This is a genomic window from Parabacteroides sp. Y3-G-102 (genome assembly GCF_023656845.1).
GTDB lineage: Bacteria > Bacteroidota > Bacteroidia > Bacteroidales > Tannerellaceae > Parabacteroides > Parabacteroides distasonis.
In genome coordinates this window covers 1-23,951 of record NZ_JAMOKU010000065.1, presented here as the reverse complement: position 1 = coordinate 23,951, position 23,951 = coordinate 1, and the positions used below count along the sequence as shown (strand labels likewise).

20 protein-coding genes are annotated in these 23,951 nt (G+C 47.5%); 9 read left to right on the top strand and 11 right to left on the bottom strand.

From position 1 onward, the window contains the following. Positions 1-171 precede the first annotated feature (171 nt). The gene (locus NBH16_RS21625) at positions 172-711 is read right to left on the bottom strand and encodes an RNA polymerase sigma-70 factor (RefSeq protein ID WP_259013169.1); all 540 of its coding nucleotides are present in this window, start codon (positions 709-711) and stop codon (positions 172-174) included. A 257-nt stretch (positions 712-968) separates the two neighbouring features. On the opposite strand from NBH16_RS21625, the gene NBH16_RS21620 reads away from it, so the two are divergent. After that, complete coding sequence (locus NBH16_RS21620; protein WP_044545184.1) at positions 969-3,224, top strand: inorganic phosphate transporter; 2,256 nt, start codon at positions 969-971, stop codon at positions 3,222-3,224. A gap of 56 nt (positions 3,225-3,280) precedes the next feature. Here NBH16_RS21620 and NBH16_RS21615 read toward each other — a convergent pair whose 3' ends face one another. Then, on the bottom strand, positions 3,281-4,153 hold the full coding sequence (locus tag NBH16_RS21615) for a hypothetical protein (protein ID WP_250789054.1): 873 nt from the start codon (positions 4,151-4,153) through the stop codon (positions 3,281-3,283). A gap of 196 nt (positions 4,154-4,349) precedes the next feature. Between NBH16_RS21615 and NBH16_RS21610 the strand changes: the two genes are divergently transcribed. The 3 genes from NBH16_RS21610 to phnW are packed head-to-tail and all read left to right on the top strand — an operon-like array spanning position 4,350 to position 7,633. Further along, positions 4,350-5,693 (top strand): DUF5690 family protein, encoded by a 1,344-nt coding sequence (locus NBH16_RS21610; protein ID WP_196009419.1) that lies wholly within the window; start codon positions 4,350-4,352, stop codon positions 5,691-5,693. A gap of 34 nt (positions 5,694-5,727) precedes the next feature. Continuing rightward, a complete protein-coding gene (phnX, locus tag NBH16_RS21605; RefSeq protein WP_005863985.1) occupies positions 5,728-6,516 on the top strand; it encodes a phosphonoacetaldehyde hydrolase in 789 nt (262 codons plus the stop codon). A 31-nt stretch (positions 6,517-6,547) separates the two neighbouring features. Further along, the gene (gene phnW, locus NBH16_RS21600; RefSeq protein ID WP_122382923.1) at positions 6,548-7,633 is read left to right on the top strand and encodes a 2-aminoethylphosphonate--pyruvate transaminase; all 1,086 of its coding nucleotides are present in this window, start codon (positions 6,548-6,550) and stop codon (positions 7,631-7,633) included. On the opposite strand, the gene NBH16_RS21595 is transcribed toward phnW, so the two are convergent. From NBH16_RS21595 to dapB, 4 genes are read right to left on the bottom strand one after another with little or no spacing between them, the layout of a single operon-like run. Further along, the gene (locus tag NBH16_RS21595) at positions 7,617-8,246 is read right to left on the bottom strand and encodes a WbqC family protein (RefSeq protein ID WP_121962220.1); all 630 of its coding nucleotides are present in this window, start codon (positions 8,244-8,246) and stop codon (positions 7,617-7,619) included. The two genes, phnW and NBH16_RS21595, sit on opposite strands and share 17 nt — an antisense overlap. Positions 8,247-8,248: 2 nt before the next feature. After that, positions 8,249-9,109 carry a signal peptidase I gene (gene lepB / locus NBH16_RS21590; RefSeq protein WP_005863992.1) on the bottom strand — a complete coding sequence of 287 codons (861 nt, stop codon included), beginning with the start codon at positions 9,107-9,109 and terminating at the stop codon, positions 8,249-8,251. A gap of 19 nt (positions 9,110-9,128) precedes the next feature. Further along, positions 9,129-10,526, bottom strand: a complete 1,398-nt coding sequence (locus tag NBH16_RS21585) for a S26 family signal peptidase (RefSeq protein ID WP_005863994.1) — start codon at positions 10,524-10,526, stop codon at positions 9,129-9,131. Between the two features lie 16 nt (positions 10,527-10,542). Beyond that, complete coding sequence (dapB, locus tag NBH16_RS21580; RefSeq protein WP_005863996.1) at positions 10,543-11,259, bottom strand: 4-hydroxy-tetrahydrodipicolinate reductase; 717 nt, start codon at positions 11,257-11,259, stop codon at positions 10,543-10,545. 76 nt (positions 11,260-11,335) lie between these two features. On the opposite strand from dapB, the gene NBH16_RS21575 reads away from it, so the two are divergent. After that, positions 11,336-12,616, top strand: coding sequence for a DUF2851 family protein (locus NBH16_RS21575; protein ID WP_250789053.1), 1,281 nt, complete (start codon positions 11,336-11,338; stop codon positions 12,614-12,616). Here NBH16_RS21575 and NBH16_RS21570 read toward each other — a convergent pair. Together NBH16_RS21570 and NBH16_RS21565 are read right to left on the bottom strand one after the other, a co-directional pair. Next, positions 12,600-12,983 (bottom strand): hypothetical protein, encoded by a 384-nt coding sequence (locus tag NBH16_RS21570; RefSeq protein ID WP_250789052.1) that lies wholly within the window; start codon positions 12,981-12,983, stop codon positions 12,600-12,602. The genes NBH16_RS21575 and NBH16_RS21570 overlap by 17 nt on opposite strands. Then, complete coding sequence (locus NBH16_RS21565) at positions 12,958-13,209, bottom strand: hypothetical protein (RefSeq protein ID WP_250789051.1); 252 nt, start codon at positions 13,207-13,209, stop codon at positions 12,958-12,960. The genes NBH16_RS21570 and NBH16_RS21565 overlap by 26 nt, the downstream gene beginning before the upstream one ends. Positions 13,210-13,612: 403 nt before the next feature. Here NBH16_RS21565 and NBH16_RS21560 point away from each other — a divergent pair, with 403 nt between their 5' ends. Beyond that, positions 13,613-15,526, top strand: a complete 1,914-nt coding sequence (locus tag NBH16_RS21560) for an Ig-like domain-containing protein (protein ID WP_057326751.1) — start codon at positions 13,613-13,615, stop codon at positions 15,524-15,526. Next, positions 15,468-16,334: a DUF3108 domain-containing protein gene (locus NBH16_RS21555; protein WP_005860674.1), complete on the top strand. Its 867-nt coding sequence runs from the start codon at positions 15,468-15,470 to the stop codon at positions 16,332-16,334. The genes NBH16_RS21560 and NBH16_RS21555 overlap by 59 nt, the downstream gene beginning before the upstream one ends. Before the next feature lie 292 nt (positions 16,335-16,626). On the opposite strand, the gene NBH16_RS21550 is transcribed toward NBH16_RS21555, so the two are convergent. The 3 genes from NBH16_RS21550 to NBH16_RS21540 all read right to left on the bottom strand — a co-directional run bounded on the left by NBH16_RS21550 (position 16,627) and on the right by NBH16_RS21540 (position 20,992). Continuing rightward, positions 16,627-17,034, bottom strand: a complete 408-nt coding sequence (locus tag NBH16_RS21550; protein ID WP_005864005.1) for a PaaI family thioesterase — start codon at positions 17,032-17,034, stop codon at positions 16,627-16,629. A 25-nt stretch (positions 17,035-17,059) separates the two neighbouring features. Beyond that, positions 17,060-18,535: a cysteine--tRNA ligase gene (gene cysS / locus NBH16_RS21545; RefSeq protein WP_250789050.1), complete on the bottom strand. Its 1,476-nt coding sequence runs from the start codon at positions 18,533-18,535 to the stop codon at positions 17,060-17,062. Between the two features lie 90 nt (positions 18,536-18,625). Beyond that, the gene (locus tag NBH16_RS21540; RefSeq protein WP_250789049.1) at positions 18,626-20,992 is read right to left on the bottom strand and encodes an ABC transporter permease; all 2,367 of its coding nucleotides are present in this window, start codon (positions 20,990-20,992) and stop codon (positions 18,626-18,628) included. Positions 20,993-21,187: 195 nt separating this feature from the next. Here NBH16_RS21540 and NBH16_RS21535 point away from each other — a divergent pair, with 195 nt between their 5' ends. Continuing rightward, entirely contained in the window at positions 21,188-22,555 is a 1,368-nt protein-coding gene (locus tag NBH16_RS21535; protein WP_008778028.1) for a sigma-54-dependent transcriptional regulator, read from the top strand. Then, entirely contained in the window at positions 22,552-23,820 is a 1,269-nt protein-coding gene (locus tag NBH16_RS21530; RefSeq protein ID WP_005864013.1) for a sensor histidine kinase, read from the top strand. Before NBH16_RS21535 ends, NBH16_RS21530 begins: the two co-directional genes overlap by 4 nt. Positions 23,821-23,951 lie beyond the last annotated feature (131 nt).

Below are 23,951 nucleotides of genomic sequence, written 5' to 3'. Positions count from 1 at the left end.
AGAAGTTAAGCCTCGTCACGCCGATGGTACTGCGTAACAGTGGAAGAGTAGGTAGCCGCCGTCTTAGGTGAAAGGAGTCAGTCGAAAGATTGGCTCCTTTTTTTGGTATATACACCAGCCGTTGTAGAGATGTGGCACGCTACGTCTTTACAAAGAGGGAACGTGGATAGATTAGTCGTTTATTTCTTTAGCTAGAGATTCCCGTAGTTTCCGGACTGCCGTGGCGATGTGGGCTTCTAATGTCTTTACTGATATTTCTAGGATATTTGCCGCATCCTTATATTTCATCTTATCTTCACGGATCAGTTTAAAAGCCATCTTGCATTTATCCGGGAGTGTATTGATCGCCTCATTTAAATGATCGATGCATTCTTTGGAAATAAGTTCTTCCTCGGGCGTAGTATCAGTATGCGCAAATAAATCGATCGTATTCTCATCGATCTGGACTTTCTCCATATGCTGTGTCCGGTATAGGCTGATGGCTTTGTGGCGGGCTATGCCATAGATATAAGAATCGAAGTTAGAGATCTTCGGTAATGACTTTCTATTATTCCAAAGACTTAGAAATGTATCAGAGACAATTTCCTCAGCTTCTACAGAGGAAGGCACATAAAGGGATGTAAACCGCATTAGCCTCTGAAAATAGGCTAAATAAAGCGATTTAAAAGCAGTTTGAGAATCGGATAGCGCGATTTCACAGACCCATTGCATTATTTCTTTGGAGTGTTTTTCCAAGTAACTAGAATCTTGTTAACTTATTTCCCTTCTAAATATATAGTCGCAAATGTATATAAAAACCCTTAGTGGATCTCTCTCTTAAAAGAGAAATACTTGATGTTAATTTCAACCTAATTTCATATCTGGTTGTTTTTGAATCTAATCCGCAGGTTGTAACATCATTGTAATATGTATGTAACGGATGCGAAATAATTGTTTCAGAACTTTGCGCAAGAATTATAACAATCAGTATGGAAACATTTTATTTGTTCTTGGTCATATTTTTGTTTGTATTGGCCATCGTAGATTTATCGGTCGGTGTTAGTAATGATGCCGTGAATTTCTTGAATTCAGCTATCGGCGCGAGAGCCGCATCCTTTAAAGTTATTATCGCTATCGCTGCTGTGGGAGTCTTTGTCGGAGCGGCGTTATCCAATGGTATGATGGATATCGCCCGGCATGGTATTTATCAACCCCAGCATTTTTATTTCTCGGAGATCATGTGTATCCTTGCGGCCGTTATGCTTACGGATGTGGTGCTACTGGATATTTTTAACTCGTTAGGTATGCCGACCTCGACAACGGTTTCCATGGTGTTTGAGTTGGTGGGTGGAACGGTAGCGATCGCTTTGGTAAAGATCGCTAGTTCTTCAGGCGCTTTGCAATTGGGGGATCTGCTGAATACCGAAAAGGCTTTTACCGTGATTCTGGGTATCTTTCTTTCTGTGGCGATCGCTTTTTTCTTTGGTGTGATCGTGCAGTATCTGTCCCGGATCTTGTTCTCGTTTAATTATAAGAAAAGCTCTAAATATTTTATTGGTCTGTTCGGAGGTTTAGCGGCCACTTCCATCATTTACTTTATGCTGATAAAGGGATTGAAGACAAGTTCTTTTATGACGGGTGAGTTCAAGGATATGGTGTATGCCAATACGGGGATGATCGTTTTGGGATGTATGGTATTTTTTACGATCTTGATGCAGGTATTGCATTGGTTGAAGGTGAATGTATTCAAGGTAGTCATTTTGATGGGTACGTTTGCCTTGGCGTTGGCTTTTGCCGGGAATGACTTGGTGAACTTTATCGGAGTCCCCTTGGCTGGCTATTCCTCTTATATGGACTTGATGGCGCAGGGAGGGACCACTACCACGGATACATTTTTGATGACCTCCTTGTTGGGACCGGCCCAGACACCTTGGTATTTCTTGGTGGGTTCCGGGGTCGTGATGGTAATCGCCTTGGCTACCTCCAAAAAGGCTCAGAACGTGGTGAAGACTTCCTTGGATCTGTCTCGTCAATCGGATGGAGAGGAGTCTTTCGGTACATCGCCTGTCGCACGGGTATTGGTACGGAATTGCAGTAATATATCCGCTACGATATTAAGTATCGTGCCCACTCCGGTTAAGAACTGGATTGATAGCCGTTTCAACCAAAGCGAGATGATCATGGATGACAAGGCTAGCTTCGACTTGGTACGTGCCTCGGTGAACGTGGTTTTGTCCGGATTGCTGATCGCTTTGGGAACCTCCTTGAAATTGCCTTTATCTACGACGTATGTGGCTTTCATGGTCGCTATGGGTACTTCGTTGGCAGACCGTGCTTGGGGGCGTGAGAGCGCCGTATATCGCATCACAGGCGTATTGTCCGTGATAGGTGGTTGGTTCATTACGGCAGGGGCTGCTTTTACGATCTGTTTCATCGTCGCTCTCTTGATTTATTGGGGAGGTATTCCAGCTTTGGTCGCTATGATTGGTTTGGCGATCTATTCGTTGGTTCGTAGCCACTTCGCTTATAAGGCTAAATTGCGGAAAGAGGCATTGAAGGAGGAGGTGAATTCTACGGTGTCTAAACTTCGTAAGGCTACGGATACCCGTGAGGCTTTGGCCCTGTTCCGCGAGCATAGCCGTGAGGAATTACAATCCGATCTGGATTTTACGGCGGAAGTATTCGGCAAGGCGGTAAATGGATTCATGAATGAGAACCTCCGTGAGTTGCGCAAGGTCTTGACTGCCGTGGAGGAGAAGAAGATTCACTTGAAGCAAGTGAAACGTGTCGGTACGCTTGGCGTTACCCAATTGGATCACGATATCGCCGTGGAGAAGGGGCTTTATTATTATCAAGGAAATGACTTCGCCAGCGAGATCATATTCAGTATCCGTCGCTTGGCAGAACCGATGAAAGATCATATCGATAATAATTTCAGCCCGTTGAGTCCGGTACAGAAAGATGATTTTGGTAAGGTATCTGAACAAATCATCTCCTTCTTGAGAAATTGCGCTACTATGATCCGTAAAAACGATTATATTGGTTTTGAGGAGCTGATCGCTGAGTCGATTACCTTGATGAACCAACTTACCGCCTTGAAGAAAGGGGAGTTGAAGCGTATCCAAGGGCAGTCCGGCAGCACGAAGGTGAGCATGGTTTATTTGAACATGGTACAAGAGGCCCAGAACGTGGTCTCTTTTACGGCGAACCTTTTGAAGGTGAGCAGGAAGTTCCAGAAGGAATAATCAGTCTCTATTCTATTGGGATGCTGGGAGACGGGGCATGCCCCGTCTCTACTGGTTTATAGGGTTAGCATCTTCTTTTCTTTGACTAAATCACTCTCGTCCATCCGCAGGGATGGGACTGTACACATCTTGATAAAATCTCCTGTTTGGCAAGTATAATCATAGTAGGCCTGTTGTTCCGGGGTAAAATCTTCTTTATCGATCAGTCCGCTTTTCCGGCTCATGAATTCATCGATCTCCGTGCTTTCTGATTCCTTGATAAGAAGGATTCGGCGGGCAATCGGGTTACGATTATAATCCTGCCCGATGTATAATCCTCGTAATTGGCGGGGATTCTTGAAAAATGGTATTTGCAGGTATATCGTTACCATCGTGAATTGGGGCGCTTGGTTCTCGTTCAGCATACAATGGAAATTCTGAGGATCGGGCATGATCCCGAATCCCCATTGAGCCTCTCCATAAGCGCTGATCCGCCCTACACGGACTTGATTATCCGAGGGGGAGAGTAGGAAGGGTTCCATCTTGAGGCAGTCCGAGGAGGAAGAAAGGCTGTAACTGGTATAGATTCCTTTGAAAGCCTCTATTTTAGAGGCGGAGAGCCGTGTCTCCTCCATCAATTGCTTGGCGAAAGGATTATCTTTTAGGCTATCCGGTTCGGCGAGCTCCATCTGGTCTAGGCGAAGGATCATCTCCTCTATATGGGAAAGCAAACGTTTTTTCGACACGTTATTCACTGGGGCGAGCGCCGAGTCCAGCGCTTCTTCCGGCGGGTAACTCTTGATGCCCTCGAAATAATTCGGCAATACGGTCGTATATAGGGAGGACAATATGCTGGGAGCCATATCGATCCAGTCGGCTATCTCTTTCATCTTAACCCCATTGCTTCGTAGATATTCGATCTTTCGGTAGAATTCTTGAAGATTGTTCATGTGTTTATATTCTTGATTTACCTTACAAAATAAGAGGACATATGTTGCGTTTCCGTTTCATGAATGTTACATAAATATTTCTTTATAATTTATTGATTCCTAGTTGGGTATTAATAATATACATTCATGGGTTCAGTAATATGTCTGTAACATGGCGGCTGTACTTTTGCCTTCGAAAATAAAACGACAGAAGATTATGGACACTGCGATACAGACAAATAAAACATCCCGGAGGCGGGTTTCCGATCTCTTCTTCATCCTATGGGCCGGAGGGGCCGCTTTGCTTTCTTATTCCTTGGTATATATGTTGCGTAAGCCTTATACGGCTGCCGCTTTCGAGGATCTGGAGGTATTCAATATGGACTATAAGGTGGCGGTTACGATCGTGCAGATCTTGGGGTACGTGGTGTCGAAGTTCATGGGAATTAAGTTGATATCGGAGTTGCGGCGGGAAGAGCGCTTGCGGTTCATCTTGATGTCCGTGGTGATGGCGGAACTTTCGTTGGTATTCTTCGGGTTGCTCTCGGCTCCTTATAATATAGCGGCGATGTTCTTGAACGGGCTTTCGCTGGGATGTATGTGGGGGATTATTTTCAGCTTTATAGAAGGACGTAGGATGACGGATGTCCTCGCTAGTTTGTTGGGCGTAAGTATGGTGATCAGTTCCGGTACGGCGAAGTCTGTCGGCTTGTACGTAATGGATACGTGGCAGGTCAGCGAGTTCTGGATGCCCGCCTTGATCGGGGCGGTGGCATTGCCTTTGCTAGCCTTGTTGGGATATGCGCTGAACCGACTTCCACAGCCTACGGAGGAGGATATCGCCTTGAAGTCGGAGCGGGAGACCTTGAACGGGCGGCAGCGTTGGGAGCTTTTCAAGAACTTCATGCCTTTCTTGACGATGCTTTTCGTGGCGAATATAACGATCGTGGTGTTGCGGGATATCAAGGAGGACTTCTTGGTGAATATCATCGATATGTCCGGTTACTCGCCTTGGTTGTTCACGCAAATAGATAGCGTGGTGACCTTGACTATCTTGGCGATCTTTGGTTTGATGGTGCTCGTGAAAGATAATTTTAAGGCGCTTTCAATCCTGTACGGTTTGATTATTACGGGCATGATGGTCATGGCGTTCGTGTCGTTCGGGCAGGAGCGGATGGGATTGAGCCCGGTGACATGGCTTTTCTTGCAGAGCCTTTGCCTGTATATGGCTTACTTAACCTTCCAGACGATTTTCTTCGATCGCTTCATCGCTTGTTTCAAGATACGGGGAAACGTCGGTTTCTTTATTGTCTTAACTGATTTTCTGGGGTACACGGGTACGATACTGGTATTGGTGCTAAAGGAATTCGTGGGTACGGGATTGGACTGGGAGGTATTTTATAACCAACTTGCCGGATATGTAGGGATCTTTTGCTGCGCCACTTTTGTCGCTTCCTTCGTATATTTGCGGCAACGCTATCGCAAGGAGACCGCTTTATGTGGCTGCGAGGAAATAGCAACTCTTGAACCTACCGAAAACAATGTCCTTACGATCGCTTAAACAAGAAAATTATTAAATACGATACATACAGAATATGAAGAAGATTTCAGGTGTCATTATGGATTGGGCCGGTACGGCCGTGGATTATGGATGCTTCGCTCCACTGAACGCTTTTCTCAAGGTATTCTCGGAAGAGAAAGGGATTGATATCACTTACCGGCAGGCCCGTGAGCCGATGGGTCTCTTGAAGATCGATCATATCAAGGCGATCTTGAGCATGCCGGAGGTGAACGAGAAGTTCCGTGCCTTGTATAAGAGGGACTGGAACAAGGGGGACGTGGATGAGATGTACGCTAGTTTCGAGAAACATTTGTTCGCTTCCTTGAAGGATTTCACCACTCCGATACCGGGAGTCTTGGAGACGATGGCGATGCTTCGCGAGCAAGGTATAAAGATCGGCTCTACGACCGGGTACACGGCGAAGATGATGGAGATTGTCCGTCCCGGAGCCGAGGCCAAAGGATATAGGGTAGATAATCTGGTGACACCAAACGAGGTCCCGGCCGGTCGCCCCGCCCCGTATATGATCTATAAGAATATGATAGATTTAGCGATTCCTTCCGTAGATCAAGTGGTGAAGGTAGGAGATACGATCGCTGATATTAAGGAGGGCGTGAACGCCAAGGTATGGAGCGTCGGTATCGTGACCGGTAGCAACGAGATGGGCGTGAGCGAGGAGGAATATAACAGCCGTCCGGCGGAAGAATGGGAATCTCTGAAGAAAGAGGTGCGTGAGCGTATGTTGGCGGCGGGGGCTCATTTCGTCTTGGATACGATCGCCGAGCTGCCCGCTTGCATCGAGAAGATTAACAACAGGAATTAAGCTTGATAACCGAATAGAATAAAACAATCATATGAGAAACTATTTATTATTGACACCGGGCCCGTTGAGTACGTCGCAGACGGTGCGTGAGGCCATGCTTCAAGATTGGTGTACGTGGGATAAGGATTATAACGAGGGTATCGTTACCCCGATCCGTAAAGGCTTGCTGGCGATAGCGGGACTGGACGGGGATGAGTACACCAGTGTCCTGCTGCAAGGTAGCGGAACGTATTGTGTGGAGGCTACGATCGGGGCTGCTGTCCGTCCGGAGGATAAATTGTTGATCCTCGCTAACGGTGCTTATGGCAAACGTATGGCGCAGATCGCCGATTATTATCATATCAATTACGTACTGGTCTCTTTGCATGAGACGGAACTGGTAACCGGCGAGGTAGCCCGACGTGCCTTGGAGGAACATCCCGGTATCACGCATCTCTCAATGGTACATAGCGAGACCACGACCGGTTTGTTGAATCCGATTGAGGAGGTAGCCGAGGTGATCAAGGGCCGGGGGATTACCTTTATCGTGGATGCGATGAGCAGCTTTGGCGGTGTCCCTATCGACGTGAAAGGTTTAGGTATCGACTTCTTGGTCAGTAGCGCGAACAAATGTATTCAAGGAGTTCCCGGCTTCGGCTTTATCCTCGCCCCAAAAGATAAATTGATGGCGACGAAGGGGAATGCCCGCTCGCTTTCCTTAGATATCTATGCCCAGTGGGAAGCGATGGAGAAAGGGGGAGGCAAATGGCGTTTCACGTCTCCGACGCACGTGGTTCACGCTTTCTACCAAGCGATGAAGGAATTGAACGAGGAAGGCGGTATCACGGCTCGTTATAAGAGATATCAAGAGAATCACCAGATATTGGTGGAAGGTATGCGTGGATTGGGTTTCAAGACCTTGCTGCCCGATGATGCCCAAGGGCCTATTATCACTTCGTTCTTATATCCTTCCGCGGATTTCGATTTCACCTCGTTCTACGCACGGCTGAAGGAGAAAGGCTTCGTGATCTATCCGGGTAAGATCTCGGATGCGGATACGTTCCGTATCGGTAATATCGGAGATATCTTCCCGAAAGATATGGAAGCCTTGATACAAGCGATTAAAGAGATCCGGTAATCGATGCCCGTAACGTAACGAGTCCTTCGGGGCCCATATTGAACAGCAAATCAGCAATACTCAGATTGGGGAGGAATCCGAATTTCTCCCGGAATACTTGATAATAAGGTTCCGGGTGGAAGGCGGGATCTTCCCCTTCGTGTTTCGGGCGGATCGTTTCCCGGAAATCGTTGGCTACCTCTGGCTCATAATGCTCGGTGTAGACGACTGCGGGTTGCATATCCAACAGGTCACAGACTAGACGGCGCAGTTCCTCGTTGAAGTCGAGGAGGAACTCGTATTTCTTTTCGTAGAAAGGAGCGAAGTCATCGGCATAATACTCGAAAAACGGACTCATATTGTAGGCCGATACCAAAGCGTTCCAGTGTAGGTGCCGCCAGTTTCCGTGGTCGGAGATACGGATGTCCTTGGTCTGGCATTTCAAGGTATCCGGCTTGACGATGGGGATGGATAGGGAGAGTGGGCCGTTCGCGGCGGCGATGGAACAACGGTTACGATAGGTTTGCTTCACGTAATTCTCGGCGGTCTCGATACGGACCTCCGGGTATTGGAGCATCTTACAATATTGTTGTATGGGGCCTAGATAGGCGGTCGCTATATATACAGGTCGCATGATTAATGAACGGGTTTAAAGATTCGTTGTTTGTCGGGGCTGTACCAGCAGAGCCAAGCGTTGCCGACGATATGGTCGGCCGGTATGAAACCGAGATGGCGGGAATCTACCGCCTCGTTGGTATTATCGGACAGTACCCAATAGTAGTCTTGTTGGAAAAAGAAGAAATTAGTCTCCCGCCCGTCCAGATATAACTTTCCGTCACGGAAGGAAGCTTTACCATCCGTCTCCCGCATGATGATCTCCTTGCAGGCGGTGAGCGAGGCGGCGTCCAGCGGGTAAGCCCGGTCTTTCCGGGGGACGATCAACATGTATTCTTGCATTTGTTCCCCGATAAAATGACGGTTTATGGCGTCGGGCAATTCCTCCCTCAATTGATATTCCTCGAAAGCCGTGAGGCTGAGCATACAGCCGAAACTTTCCTGCCTGAAATCCCTAAGTGGGATGTCCAACTTCTCTAACGTCTCCAAGAACGTCTCCTTGGCGCTCAGTGTTATGAAATAGGAACAGAGGGAGCGAGGAGAGCGGGGGATTTTCTGCCCGTTTATCGTATATCCGTCCATGCTGACCCGGATCGTATCGCCCGGCATACCGATGCATCGGCTGATGAATAAGGGAGCATCCGCTGAATCTCGAGAGAGCGGGCTGGTAAAAAGCACGACCTTGCCCCGGACGGGCTTATTCTTCCCCGGTATTTTATTGACTAGGATATAATCCCCTTTATGCAAAGCCTCTTCCATAGAGTCCGTGGAGATGCGATAGGACTCTATGCAGAAAAGGCGTATGAGCATGACGATCCCCGCGGCTAGCGCGAAAGCTGCCAGCCATTTCATGAGAACTATCAGGAATCGTTGGATTGTCATAATACGAAGTTTTCACCTCTTAATCCGGATGCACCCAACGGAACAGGCGGTTCCAACGGATACCACCGTCGAACAGACTGCGATCCTTGTCCAAGGATAGCCAAACCAAGATCGGCTTGCCGACAATGTGATCCTCGGGTACGAAACCCCATGAGCGGCTATCCGCGCTATTATGGCGGTTATCGCCCATCATCCAGTAATAATCGTATTTAAACGTATAGGAAGTCTCGGGCTTGCCGTTGATGTAGACCTTGCCGTCCTTCACTTCCAAGGTGTTGTTCTCGTAATTCTTGATACAACGGCTGTACAACGCCAGATTACGTTCGTCCAACGGGATGGTAGCCCCTTTCTTCGGGATCCAAAGCGGCCCGAAGTTATCACGGGTCCAGCCAGTATTGTATCCGACCGGATAGGTAGGGCCGCCCAACGTCTCCGGCTCGATGATAACCTTCTTCACGGTAGGTAACTTCTCCGCTATCGCCAAGGCCTTTTTCGTGAGTGGCAGGCGATATACCGGGTTGTACTGTCCGTTCGCGTTAGGCGTAAAGCCTAGGTATGACAATAGGTTCTGGTAATAACCGCCGCTGGAGGCCAGCATACGGTCATCCTTGCTTACGTCCATTAGGCGGAATTGCTCCTCTGTGATCGGGGAACCGTCTGTTTCGATGAAGTAGTTGAACTGCATATCTTTCGGGTTCTCGGCGGGTTTACCGTCTATGTACACTTGGTTGTCTATGAGTTGGAGCGTATCACCCGGCATACCGATACAACGCTTCACGTAATTCTCCCGTTTGTCGACCGGGCGGTACATAACCTCGCCGAACGTGGCCTTATCCAATAAGATACGTTCCCGTCCGTACTCCTCGACCAAGGAGTAGTAATCTGGGTTTTGCACTTTCACGGCGATCGTGTCGCCTGCGGGGAAGTTGAACACTACGATATCATTACGTTTCACGTGGCCCAAACCTTTCACCCGTTTGTAGCCCCATTCCGGCCAATCCAGATACGATTTGCAGTTTAAGATAGGCAACGTATTTTGTACCAACGGGAAGGAGATCGGAGTGTTCGGAACGCGAGGGCCGTAACTTAATTTGCTGACGAACAGGTAATCTCCTACCAGCAAGGATTTCTCTAGGGAAGAACTCGGTATCTGATAGTTCTGGAAGACGAACAAATTGATGAAATAAACGGCTACCAGCGCGAATACGATATCGTCCACCCATTCCAATACGTTGCGTACCGCCGGGTTCTTAGACCGTTTCCAAGCTCCCCAAGGGATGTAGTGCGTCAAGAATATATCGACTAGGACGATTAATCCCAGCAGTAACCATAAGTTTTGCATCCAGATAGCGAACAACGTGTATAATACGGCCGCTATACTAAACTTGATCCATTGTTTTTTCGTGAACTTCTTCATCTTTTAGCTAATACGTTTAGAATTTGAATAAGTCATTCATGCCTAGGAAACCTTTCTTTCCGGCGGTAAACTCTGCCGCTATTACGGCGCCTAGCGCAAATCCGGCACGGCTCTTGGCATCATGCTTGATACTGATCGTATCTACGTCCGACTCATACGTGATCTCGTGGATACCCGGAACCTCACCCTCACGGATGGCGTGGATCGGCAGGTCGGTCGCGTTCTCGGCGTTCTCTAAGGTCCAGCGGTCTTTACGATCGATGTTTTCCAAGATACCTTCGGCCAACGTGATAGCCGTTCCACTGGGTGCGTCCAGCTTGTGGATATGGTGGACTTCCGTCATTTTAACGTCGTAGGAGGGGAAGTTGTTCATGATTTTCGCCAGATACTTGTTCATGGCGAAGAAGATATTTACGCCGATGCTGAAGTTGGAGGCGTAGAAGAAGGTTTTGCCCTCTTTCTCGCATTTCTCCTTGATCTCGCCGATACGGTCCAGCCATCCGGTAGTACCCGATACGACCGGCACGCCTACCTCGAAACATTTCATATAGTTATTGAAAGCGGTAGCCGGGGTAGTAAACTCAATCGCCGCGTCGGCGCTCTTGAACGCTTCTGAATATATATCCTCAGCGTTATTGATATCTATGATGGAAACAATTTGATGTCCTCTTTGGATGGCGATCTGCTCGATCGTTTTGCCCATTTTCCCGTAACCTATAAGTGCAATTTTCATACTTTAATTCAATTAATGTCGCAAATATACAGAAAATGAATTACATTTGAATCCAAAATCTTAACTCTGAAAGAATATGGAACGTTTATTACACTATGTTTGGAAATACAAACTCTACGCGAGTACTTCATTGGCTACCACCGAGGGGCTTCCCATCGCTGTTATCGATCCCGGAATACAAAACACCGACGCCGGTCCCGACTTCTTCAACGCCAAGATAAAGATTGACGGCACGGTATGGGCCGGAAGCGTGGAGATCCACGAGAAAGCTTCCGATTGGTTGCTGCATCATCATGATTCGGATAAGGCATATGACTCCGTTATCTTGCATGTAACAGGTGTGAATGACGCATCCATCTGCCGGATGAACGGTGAGCCTATTCCTCAATTGATATTACCCGTTCCGGAACCTGTCCGGAAAAATATCGATTGGTTATTGGCAAGAGAGGTGCCAGTTCCCTGTCTGGAACGGATTCAAGAAGTAGACTCCGTGCATCTGGCCTCGTGGATGGATACCTTACTCAGTGAGCGGCTGGAACGAAAGACAGAGGATATATACCGTCTGTTGGATCAGTACCAAGAGGATTGGAACGAGGTGTTCTATATCCTATTAACCCGTAGTTTCGGCTTTGGCGTGAATAGCGACGCTTTCGAGTGGTTGGCGAAAAGCCTCCCCCTGCGATATATCCAAAAGCAAAGGGCTAGCGAGTCGCAAGTAGAGGCGATGCTTTTCGGACAAGCGGGTATGCTCTCGGAAGAGGGCTCCTGCCATTACTACCGTCTGCTGAGGCGGGAATATGAGTTTCTCCGCCATAAGTTCGGCCTCAAGCCTTTGGATGACTCCTTGTTCAAAAGCCTTCGCATCCGTCCGACCAACTTCCCGCATGTGAAGTTGGCGCAACTGTCCGCTATCTGGCATCGGTACGATACGTTGTTCTCGATGATCCTGTCCGCTTCTTCTCCTAAAGAGATCAAGGATTATTTCCGTATCCAACCCTCGGATTATTGGAAGAATCATTATCACTTCCAATACGCCTCGGTGCAAAAAGATAAAATGATCGGGGAGAATGCCTTGAATATCCTGTTAATAAATACGGTAGTCCCTCTGCTATTCGCTTACGGCGGTCGAAATAAACTTCCTGAGTATTGCCTGCGTGCGACCCGCCTCTTGGAGAGTATCCCGCCGGAACGCAATCATATCGTAACCGCTTTCGCTCGATCCGGTATCGAAGTCCATAACGCTGGTGATACGCAATCACTCATCCAGTTAAAACGAGAATATTGCGAGAAGCGAAAGTGTTTGTATTGCCGGATTGGGTTCAGGTTGCTAAAACGAAGTGTTAATCCTCCTCGGTAAAAGGAGCTCTTATATACTTGCCGTCTTTATGATTATTGGTGATATAACGTATAATATATCGATCACCTTTCCGGTTGAAAAAAACATACCATGTGGTATGTTTACTGCTTTTTCGTTTGAAAAAGGCGTATTGCAAATCTTTCCCGTATCGGTTGAACCTCATTTCAGCTGTATGGGAGAGGTTATAATGTGGCGCATGAGGTAAAGTGTGGATGAAGTCGAGGATATCATCGATAAGTATGTTTGCGTACTCAATGTATGAATAATAATCTTTCTCAAATAAGGTGTCGGCTAAATCCATCAGATAAGTGATTATTTCTTTAGGGATAATAACTTTTGTGTTATTTTCTTTCTGCGTTTTTTTCATAGAAATGTTTTCTTAGTTCTTGTTTTGCGTATTGTCTGAATTCCTCGATGCTCAATCCTTTGTTCCAATCTCGTTCAAATTCATCAAGGTTACTATCCGATAGGTTTACTCCCAATCGTTGCAATATAGGATTGATCATATCCCCATATTTCTTTAAGTCGATGCGAACGTAGCTGTTGTTCCCTGCCGCATCTTTCTCCAATTCGATACCTGATACTTCTGACATAGTTGCTCTATTTATTTGGTTATACTTCCATCTATCGCGAAGATACTGTTTTTAATTAGGTATCTGCCTTATTTCGGGTGTTTTATTTTACAATAAGTTCGATGTGAATTACCGTTTTGTAAGAGATTGATAACCAGACTCGAAAAAACACGTACATGTTTTTTGGAAAAGTCGTACGTGTTTTCCGAAAAACATGTACGTGTTTTCGGGAAAACAAGCTGATGTTTTTTTCCGGATGAGCCGCGATGATATTCTTTAGGAGAGAAAAATGACAATAAGGTGAAGATAATTTATGATAACTCAATTAATTTAGGTGGCCTGTATAGATTAATTAGCGTATATATCCTTATCGTTCACGGGATTTTTCCCTATTTTTGTCCCTCAATTGAAATATGAAGATTGAATGGAAGATAAATACGTAAGAAATAGTTTACGGTTCTTTATAGGGGTACTTCTGCTGGCCGTGCTGTACTCGTGCGCGAATATAGCCTCGCCAAACGGGGGGCCTTATGATGAGGCTCCGCCTAAGTTCGTAAGCAGTACGCCGTTGCCTAACCAGATAAACTATAAGGGAAAGAAGGTGGAGATTATTTTTGATGAGTTGATCCAGATCGATAAGCCTACCGAGAACGTGATCATCACTCCACCCCAAATGGAGCAACCCGTTATCCGGGCGAACGGCCGGAAGGCGGTCATCGAGCTGATGGATACGTTGAAGGAGAATACGACCTATACGATAGACTTTACCAATTCGATCTCCGATAATAATGAGAAGAATGTATTGGAGAATTATTCCTTCGCGTTCTCTACCGGCGAATCCATTGATAGTATGGAGGTGTCCGGAGTCTTGCTGAACGCCGAGAATCTGGAGCCTATGCCGGGTATTACGATCGGCGTGCATACGAATCTGGAGGATTCCGCCTTTACGACGATCCCATTTGTCCGTACTTCCCGTACGAACGACAAGGGAGAGTTTACGATTCGTAATATGGCCCCCGGAACCTATCGGATCTATGCCTTGGAGGATGTGATGCGCTCCTACAAGTACAGCCAGCCCGGGCAGCAGATCGCTTTTTACGATTCCTTGATCGTCCCTGCGTTCGAGTTGACGACCCGTCAAGATACGATTTGGAAAGATAGCTTGACGATCGATACGGTGATGACAGTCGGTTATACCCATTTTATGCCGGACAATATCGAGTTACGCCTGTTTAAGGAGAAAGTAGAGCGTCAATATATGTTGAAGCCGGAGCGTACGGATGAGAAAATACTAACCTTGCGTTTCAATACCTCCTTGGATACTATTCCGGTACCGGTTCCTTTGAATTTCACCCCGGCGGATAGCAATTGGTATTTCTTGCAGACAGCGGAGGAAGGAAAAGCCGTGCATTACTGGTTGACCGATTCTTTGATCTGGAAGCAAGATACGCTGCAAGTGGAGGTGAATTACCTGAAAAGCGATTCCATGAATATACTTCGTCCGCAGACCGATACGGTACAATTTACCGTGCGTCGCCGTCCTGTGGAGAAGAAGAAAAAGAAAAAAGACGATGAGCCGGAACCCATCGAGTTTCTGGGAATGAACGTAAACGCTTCCGGTTCGATCAACCTGTATGATACGGTCGCTGTTACGTTTAGCGAACCGGTAGCGGGGTTAACGAAAGATCATTTCTATCTGGATCAGAAAGTGGATACGCTTTGGGAAGCCGTAGACTTCGATTTCTTTCCGGATACGACGAACTCTTTGAACTTCTTCATCAAGCGCCCGTGGAAGTATGGAGAGGAATACCGTTTGGAAGTAGACTCCGCCACGATATTCAGTGCCTATGGTAAATGGAACGATGTGTATAGCGGGGAATTCAAGATCAAGAAGGAAGATGAGTACGGGCATTTATATATCAATATCGAGGGAGCGGATACCACCGCTTTCGTGGAATTATTGAATAGCAGCGACCAGCCGATCCGTAAGGTGAAGGTAAAAGATGGCGGCGTGCTTTTCATGGACTTGAAACCGGATAAATATTATGCCCGTTTAGTATTAGACGTGAATGATAACGGTGTCTGGGATACCGGTAATTACGCCGATAAACGGCAGCCGGAACTTGTCTTCTATTGCCCGAAGATATTCAATATCATGCAGAATTGGCAAGTGGAGGAGACTTGGAATATCAAGGCTACACCGATGAAACGGCAGAAACCGATCGATATCACGAAGAATAAACCGAAAGAGCTAACGAAAAAGAAAAGAGATTACAAAAATGAGGGAACACAGTCTTCGTCCAATAGGAACAGCGGTGTGGGCGGCTTGCGCTTCTAAACTGTATATATGCGTTTTCTTTTTGTGTGTAGCGAGTCTTACGTCTTTGCGGGCACAAACGTTGCCGTTATCCCATGGGGAACGGGTGGATTACGATCTTTATTTCAAATGGGGGCTGATCATGTCGAAGGCCGGATTGGCTACCCTTTCCGTGAAAGAATCGGAATACCAAGGAGCGCCGTCATGGCATTATAACCTGTTGTTCCGCTCTGCCGGCGTGATCGAGAAAGTCTTCAGGATGCGTGATACGATGGATTGCCATTACTCAAAGGAGCCTCGGCTCTTGTTCAGCTCGAAGCGCACGAACGAGGGAGACTACTATCTGGTGGATAATCTCCAGTTTGAGTATCAAGGAAGCGGTAGGATCGATATCCACTCGCATCGCCATACATTAAAGGAGACGAAGATCGACACGATGCTAATGGCGAAAGGACGTGTATTCGATATGCTGGGAGCTACGATGTATCTCCGTTCGCTGGATTGGCGGACGATGAGTTATGGTGCGGAGTTCCCTTTCATGATCGCTATCGGCCGGGAGCTCGTGAACGCTCGTTTCCGCTATACGGGACAACAGATCGTCGAGCATAAGGAGGCGAAATTCCGTACCCGTCATTTCTATATCGATATCTACGATGAGGCATTTTCCCAAGCCAAGGAAGCGGCGGAGGTTTGGATCGGTGATGACGAGAACCATATCCCGGTAAAGATCCGGGCGAAACTGAAGATCGGGGCGGCCGAGGTCTATTATAAAGACTCCTATAACCTGCGTGCCCCGCTTACTTGCCGTATCGTGGTGCAGAAGAAATGAAAGCTTTTAGATAGGCTTGTGTTTCTCGCACCCAGCTCATCACGGAGCTGGGGCGAGAGCTTTTTATATTGATAGGGTAGTTGTCGTGATCGTGTAGCATAGATGTAGACAAATATAAAAGATGTTTTATAATAAAGGGGCTCATAAAGGCAGAGGTTATGACATGTGAATAATTTGTTTATGACATATTGTTTGTTTAGATTGATTTATAATGTGTTGCGTATAAGCATAAAAAAGCGAAAGCCTTTGGGAACAAACCCCAAAGGCTTTCGCTTTTTATAGAATTTCTTTTTTAAACCAACGGAGTGAAGGGTAATTCCGTGTCTTTGCGGTAACCTGTACCATTAAAAGTCGCGATTAATTCTCCGGCTTCATTGGTGATACGGACTTCGCAATTCGCCAGTCTCTTATGGCTGAACGCTTCTTTCGCTTCCGCATATAAATATCCCTTACTCTCCGCCTTAAAGAAATTGATGTTTGAGGTAATGGATAATGTCAGGCGTGCGTGGCTATTAGTCGCCGCGGCGAAAGCTAGATCCGCCAACGTGAAGATCGCCCCACCTTGACATACGCCTCCACCATTTAAATGTTCGGGCTTGATGAGCATACGCGCCTTGGCGTAACCGTTGCCCGTTTCTAATAATTCAACGCCCGCAAGCAAGGCGAATTTATCGCCTTGAAGAAATTCATGGATTGTCATAACCTCTTACTATTCGCTTGGTGGATTATTTGCTTAGTTTCCATTCCGCCCCATCCTTGGTATCCTTTATCTCGAATCCCATTGCGGTTAATTCGTTACGGATCTTGTCGGAGGTAGCCCAGTCTTTATTCGCCTTGGCTTGCTGGCGGATGGATAATAATAAGTCTACGGCCTTGCCAAAAGTCTCATAGCTGTTACCACCGGCGGAAGCCTCGTCTTTCATACCTAGGATGTCGAACAAGAACAAGTGGAATACCTCTTGTAATTCTTTCAGGTCCTCCTCGGTTATGGTAGCCTTACCGTCTTTTACGGAATTGATCGCACGGGCGGCATCGAATAGATGAGAAATCACGATCGGTGAGTTCAAATCGTCATTCATGGCCTCGAAACATTTCTCACGAAGACCTTTCGTGTCTACGGTAGAGGTAGCGGACGGTTTCAACTTCATCAAATGTCCGTATGCCTCCATCAAGCGTGACAAGCCCTTCTCGGCAGCTTGCAAAGCCTCGTTGCTGAAATCGACCGTGCTACGGTAATGCGCTTGCAGGATGAAGAAACGGATGGTCATGGCGGAATATGCTTGTTGCAACGTCGGATGATCACCTGTGAAGAACTGCTCCAGTGTGATGAAATTACCTAATGATTTACCCATCTTCTGGCCATTGATGGTGATCATATTGTTGTGCATCCAATAATGAACCATGTCATCCCCTTGGGAAGCCACGGCTTGCGCGATCTCGCATTCATGGTGCGGGAAGATCAAGTCCATGCCACCCCCGTGGATGTCGAAATGCTCCCCGAGGTATTTCTTGCCCATAGCGGTACATTCGCAGTGCCAACCGGGGAAGCCGTCGCTCCACGGAGACGGCCAACGCATGATATGCTCCGGCTGGGCGCATTTCCAAAGGGCGAAGTCGATGGCGTTATGCTTCTCGTCCTGCCCGTCCAACGCGCGGGTCGTATTCAACATATCCTCGATATTGCGACCCGAGAGGATGCCGTATTTATGATCTTTATTATATTTCTCTACGTCGAAATAGACGGAGCCTTGACTCTCGTAAGCGTAGCCGTTATCCAGAATCTTCTTGACTAACTCGATTTGTTCGATAATATGTCCGGAAGCGTGCGGCTCGATGCTGGGAGGAAGTACGTTCAGCGCATCCATCGCTTGATGATAACGATTGAGGTAATATTGAACCACTTCCATCGGCTCCAACTGTTCTAGTCGTGCCTTCTTGGCGATCTTATCCTCCCCATCATCGGCGTCGTGCTCCAGATGCCCTACATCCGTTATATTACGTACATAACGCACTTTATATCCTAGGTGGGTAAGGTAACGGAATAGCAAGTCGAACGTGATCGCCGGACGTGCGTGTCCCAAGTGGGCGTCACCATAAACCGTGGGGCCACATACGTACATACCTACATGCGGCTCGTGCAGGGGTATGAATTGCTCCTTCTTTCTCGTAAGCGTGTTGTAAATATTCAATGGATGTTCCATATTCTATTATATATTTAGGAATCGCGAACTTACATAAAATCCTTGGTATTATCAAGCTGATCGTGAATAGTCTGTAGTTTTCATAGGCATTCATTGACTCTTGATGACTTCCGACGGATTCTCATTGGCTGCCTTACATACCTGTTCACGTATCGTACCTAGAACCATGCTGGTAATGGTGATGAATATTCCCACCAACCACCAGATCTGGATTTGGATGCGATAGGCGTAGCCTTGCAACCAGTAGTTCATGACGAGATAGCTGATCGGGAAAGCGATGATTCCGGCGATGACAATTAATCGCATGTATTCCTTGAAGAACAAGAAAATGATCTCGGAGGCTTTCGAGCCTACTACTTTCCGGATAGCGATCTCTTTACGCCGCCGTTTCGTGGAGGCTGTAGCGACGGCGTAAATGCCGAACAAGGAGATTAGCAAACAGGCGAAAGCGAGGAACGAGAATATTTTCAGCCCGATGATCTCGGATTGGTTCAGTTGATCGTAAAGCGTTCCGATCGGGGTGATCCGGGTATCCGCTAATGTCGGGTCTATCTTGGGCAGTAGCTCCGTGATATGGTGGGCGATGTTTCCTTCCTCGCCGGGTATGACCCGGATATACAGATTATTCACCAGTCCACCCGAAGGAATGAATAGCATCGGATGAATACTTTCCCGGAAAGATAGCGCATGGAAATCGTTGACGACACCGACGATCTCGTATTCTTTGATCACGCTGAAATCTGACCACCACGGCATACGGATGATGCTGCCGACTGGGTCTTGTAAGCCCATGGCACGAACCGCCGACTCGTTGAGCACGACACTAAGTTCGTTGCCTTCTGTCCACCACCGGCCCATTAACATCTTTAGGTCGAAGGTCTCACCAAATCGGTGATCGGTTCCATAGAGGTGGAAGTCCACCTTTGTGTCCAGCGGTTTTCCCTCCCATTCCACATTCGTGAAGATCGCCATGGGATCGACATGATGTTGAGGCTTAAAGTTCGTGTCGGTGAAACTTTTGACCTGCGGCAGGGCACTTAACTCTTGCATCAACGTGGATTCTATTTTCCCGGATACGTCTACGAAGCCGGATAGTTGGATAAGGCCTTTTGGATCGAAACCTAAATCTTTTTGATTTACGAATCGCATTTGCTCCATGACAACCAGCGATGCTACGATGAACAGGATACTGATCATCAATTGTAAGGTCACGGCCATGCGGCGTAACAAAAGGGGTTTGACTGTCTCTTTGGGAACGAGCGAGGTGGTTGCCGTATGGCTGAACTGTCCGAAGAATACTAATCCTGCACATTGGAGGATGAGGAATGTACCTATACCTACCCCTGCGAAAAGAAACAGGAACCGGCCCATCTCCAAATCAATCTCCAGCCATCGGGCGAAAAGCGGCTTGACTTGGACTATGAATATCAAGGCTACCAACAAGGATGCAAGTACGGAACAGCCTAGTTCGACAGACATTTGTTCGATCAATTGTTTTCTCGTTGCGCCGTTGACCGTCCGTAAACGCCATTCCCGCACACGTTGCCGAAAGAGATCCATATAGGAATTCAAGAAATTGAAGAGGGCGGCAAACAATAATAAGGCACCGGATACGACGAACAAGCCGATGAAATTTAAGGTAAAGGGTGCATCTTCATTCAGATGATGCCGGATCTCACGGATGGGGAGTGTTCGCAACTCGATCTCCATGTTCACCCCGATACGTTCAGGTAGCTCTTTTAGTTGATTGGCGAAGGCTTTTGGGTCTGAGCTTGGATGGAGTTTCACGTATAAGTCCATCACGAAGAAGCTCCATTGTGCCTCTGGAGGTAACTGGGAGAAATGCTGTATCATGTTATGGTTGATGATCGCGTCGAACGGTAGATTGGTATGGGGTGATGGGTCTTTCACCACAGCCGTGACGATGTAGGGAGGTAAGGAGGCTCTCATCAAGGTGTGTATCGGTTGCCCGATCGCCTTTTCCGCGTCGCCAAATAGACGGACCGCCGTACGTTCGCTCAAGATCATGTTGTTTACGATTTGTAGCGGATGATTCATTTCTCCACAAACGAAAGATTGCGGGAATACCTCTAGGAACGTGCTGTCTGTATAAAGCATATTCATTTGGATATAAGGAGTCGCTTGGGTTCGGCAGTTTTCGGTTGAAAGCATAAGCGTGGTGGAGGCTTCGATAGCTGGGACTTGCTCTCGTAAGCTATTCTCGATACCTTTCGAGGCTCCTTTGTTCACTTTCCCGGATTGTTTCTCGGCGCTATAGACACGGTAGATGGATTCGGAATCCTTGTAGAAAGAATCGTAAGTGGTCTCATGATCCATCCAATAGAGTATGGGCACGAAACAGACGAGGGCGAAAGCCAGCCCTAGGATACTGATGGAGGCGCTGACTTTATACTTCCAGATGTTTTTGAAGGCAATGACACAGTAATGTATTAACATGGCAATTCCGTTTTTTGATGATATCGCTGATGACTCAATTTCGCTGAATCCGATTCAAATATCATGCCATAAATGTAACGTATTAGAAAATAGAATCATAGAAAAATCTGTATTTCTTCATGTAGTGCGATAGCGTACATTTTTTGTGCGATAATGCACGTACAAGCTGTCTTTATTCCCTTTATCTTTGTCCGTATGGAAGAAAAAGGAAAGATATTGATCATCGACGATAATAAGGATGTGTTGTTCGCATTGAACTTACTGTTGGAGCCGTACATGCAAAAGGTGAAGGTAACGACACAACCGGCACGCATTGAGTATTTCATGCGAACGTTCCAACCGGACGTGGTCTTGCTGGATATGAATTTCCATCGGGATGCCGTGAGCGGGCAGGAGGGTTTTGAGTATTTGGGACAAATCTTGGAGATCGATCCGCAAGCGGTCGTGATCTTCATGACGGCCTATTCGGATATAGAGAAGGCGGTCAAGGCCATTAAGGTAGGAGCTACCGATTTCATCTCCAAGCCGTGGGAAACGGAGAAGTTGCTGGCTACCCTCTCGTCGGGCATTCGATTGAGCCATTCCCGTAAGGAGGTCGGACGTTTGCGGGAGCAGATGAAAGCCATGAAGGCGGACGACACATTGCCGGAATTGATCGGTGAGTCGCCAGCGATGCTGAAGGTAAAGGATACGATCTACAAACTCGTGGAGACTGACGCGAATATATTAATTACCGGCGAGAGCGGTACGGGAAAAGATTTGGTGGCTCGTTTGTTGAGGCATTACTCGCCCCGGCGTGACGATGCTTTCGTGACGATCGATTTGGGAAGCATCCCGGAACAATTATTTGAGAGTGAGTTGTTCGGTTACGAGAAAGGAGCCTTCACGGATGCCCGACGGTCTAAGTCGGGACGGATGGAGATGGCCTCCGGTGGTACGCTCTTTCTGGACGAGATCGGTAACCTGTCCTTGCCGATGCAGTCTAAATTGTTGACGGCTATAGAGAAACGTCATATCACCCGTTTGGGAGCGGTGGAACCGATCTCGATCGATGTTCGTTTGATCTGCGCCACCAACGCCAATCTGCGTCAGCTGGTGGGCGAGGGGAGTTTCCGGCAAGACTTGCTCTATCGGATCAATACCATAGAGATAGCCATACCACCGCTGCGTGAGCGGGGAGAGGATATCTTGATGCTGGCCGATCATTTCCAGAGGCTGTATAGCCGGAAATACAAGAAAACGATCAAAGGGTTGAGCCGGGAGGCGGGGAGTAAGCTGATGAAATACCCTTGGCCCGGTAATGTCCGGGAGTTGCAGCATGTTTTGGAGCGAGCCGTGATCTTGAACGAGGGTACGGTGCTGAGACCGGATGATTTCCCTCTCTATACAGCCTCTTACGAGCGGAAGAAGGAGCTGGACCCTGATTTGAATCTGGAACAAGCCGAGCGGAAAATCATTGAGCGAGCCTTGCGGCAAAGCAACGGTAATATGAGCTATGCCGCCGAGCTATTGGGTATCACCCGTTTTTCCTTGTATCGCAAAATAGAGAAGTTCGGCTTATGAGATCGTATGCGTTCACGGTCATCTCGCACATCCTAGGCATCGTATTGTCTACGGGACTCCTGTTCTATTGCGTGCATGAGGAGATTATTTTTTGTCCTACTTTTTGCGGGATCGCGATCTTGTATTTCTCGATTCATCTTTATTTCATACAGATGCGGCAGGTGAAGTATTGGCGTTATGTGGTGGATTGCTTGCGGCAGCAAGACTTGATCCAGATCGTTCGTTCACCTTATGAGGATAAGGTGATGCGGGAGTTGGCGGACGATTTGTCCGAGGCCCTGCGATCCTTGCGTGGCCGATTGATGGACGAGGAGGTGAGGCGGCAGTATTTTGAGAGTCTGTTGAATAAGGTGGACACTGCCGTACTCGTTACTGACAGGGAAGGGGCTATTGAGTGGAAGAACCGGGCCGCCGACGCGTTGCTGGATACGAGGTGTCGGTTACCCAATGAGTTCTTGGAGGCTATCAAGGCGGGGAAGACGGTGGTGCGTTACGGAAAACCATCCGTTCCGCAAGATTGGGCGATCGATGCCACTCGTATCGACTTGCGAGGTTGCGAGCGTTGGATCGTCAGCTTGAAGAACATCCATTCTACCTTGGAGCGGAATGAGATGGAGGCTTGGCAGAAATTGATCCGTGTCTTGACGCACGAGATCATGAACTCCATCACACCCGTTATCTCGTTGTCCGAGACCTTGAGCAAACGTTGTAAAGCAGATCCGGATGATGTCCGGAATCGTTCGTATATCCAGCATGGGGTGAATGTCATCCATCGCCGGAGTAAAGGGTTGCTGGATTTCGTTGAGAATTACCGGAGATTGACCCGGATCGCCTCTCCGGTAAAGACCCGTATCTTAGTGAAAGATTTCTTTTCGGATTTAAGGCGTTTGTGCCCGGAGCCTTCTATCCGTTTCCGCTTGCCGGATGAGCCTCTGGAATGGTTTGCGGATCGGGCGCAGATGGAGCAGGTCTTCTTGAACTTACTGAAGAATGCTTGTGAGGCTTGTGCGGAAAAGCCAAACCCCGAGATTATCGTGGCGGCTCAGCGGGAGGGAAACGAACTCGTCTTTACCGTGCGAGACAACGGTATCGGTGTCTTACCCGAGGTTATCGACCGGGTTTTTGTACCTTTCTTTACCACCAAGCCCTCCGGCTCGGGTATCGGTTTAAGCATCTGTAAGCAAATAATCACCTTGCATGGCGGCCATATCTCGGTAGAATCCGAGAATGGAAAGGGTAGCTGTTTCTTTTTGTACTTTAATTGATTATCAGCCTGTCTTATGCTGATATAGGTAGACACATTCAATAACAATAAAATGTGTAATTATTATGCGCAAAAAACATGAGCATTACAGCGAAGAAGAGAAATTGCATCTTCTTCATTCTTATTATCAAT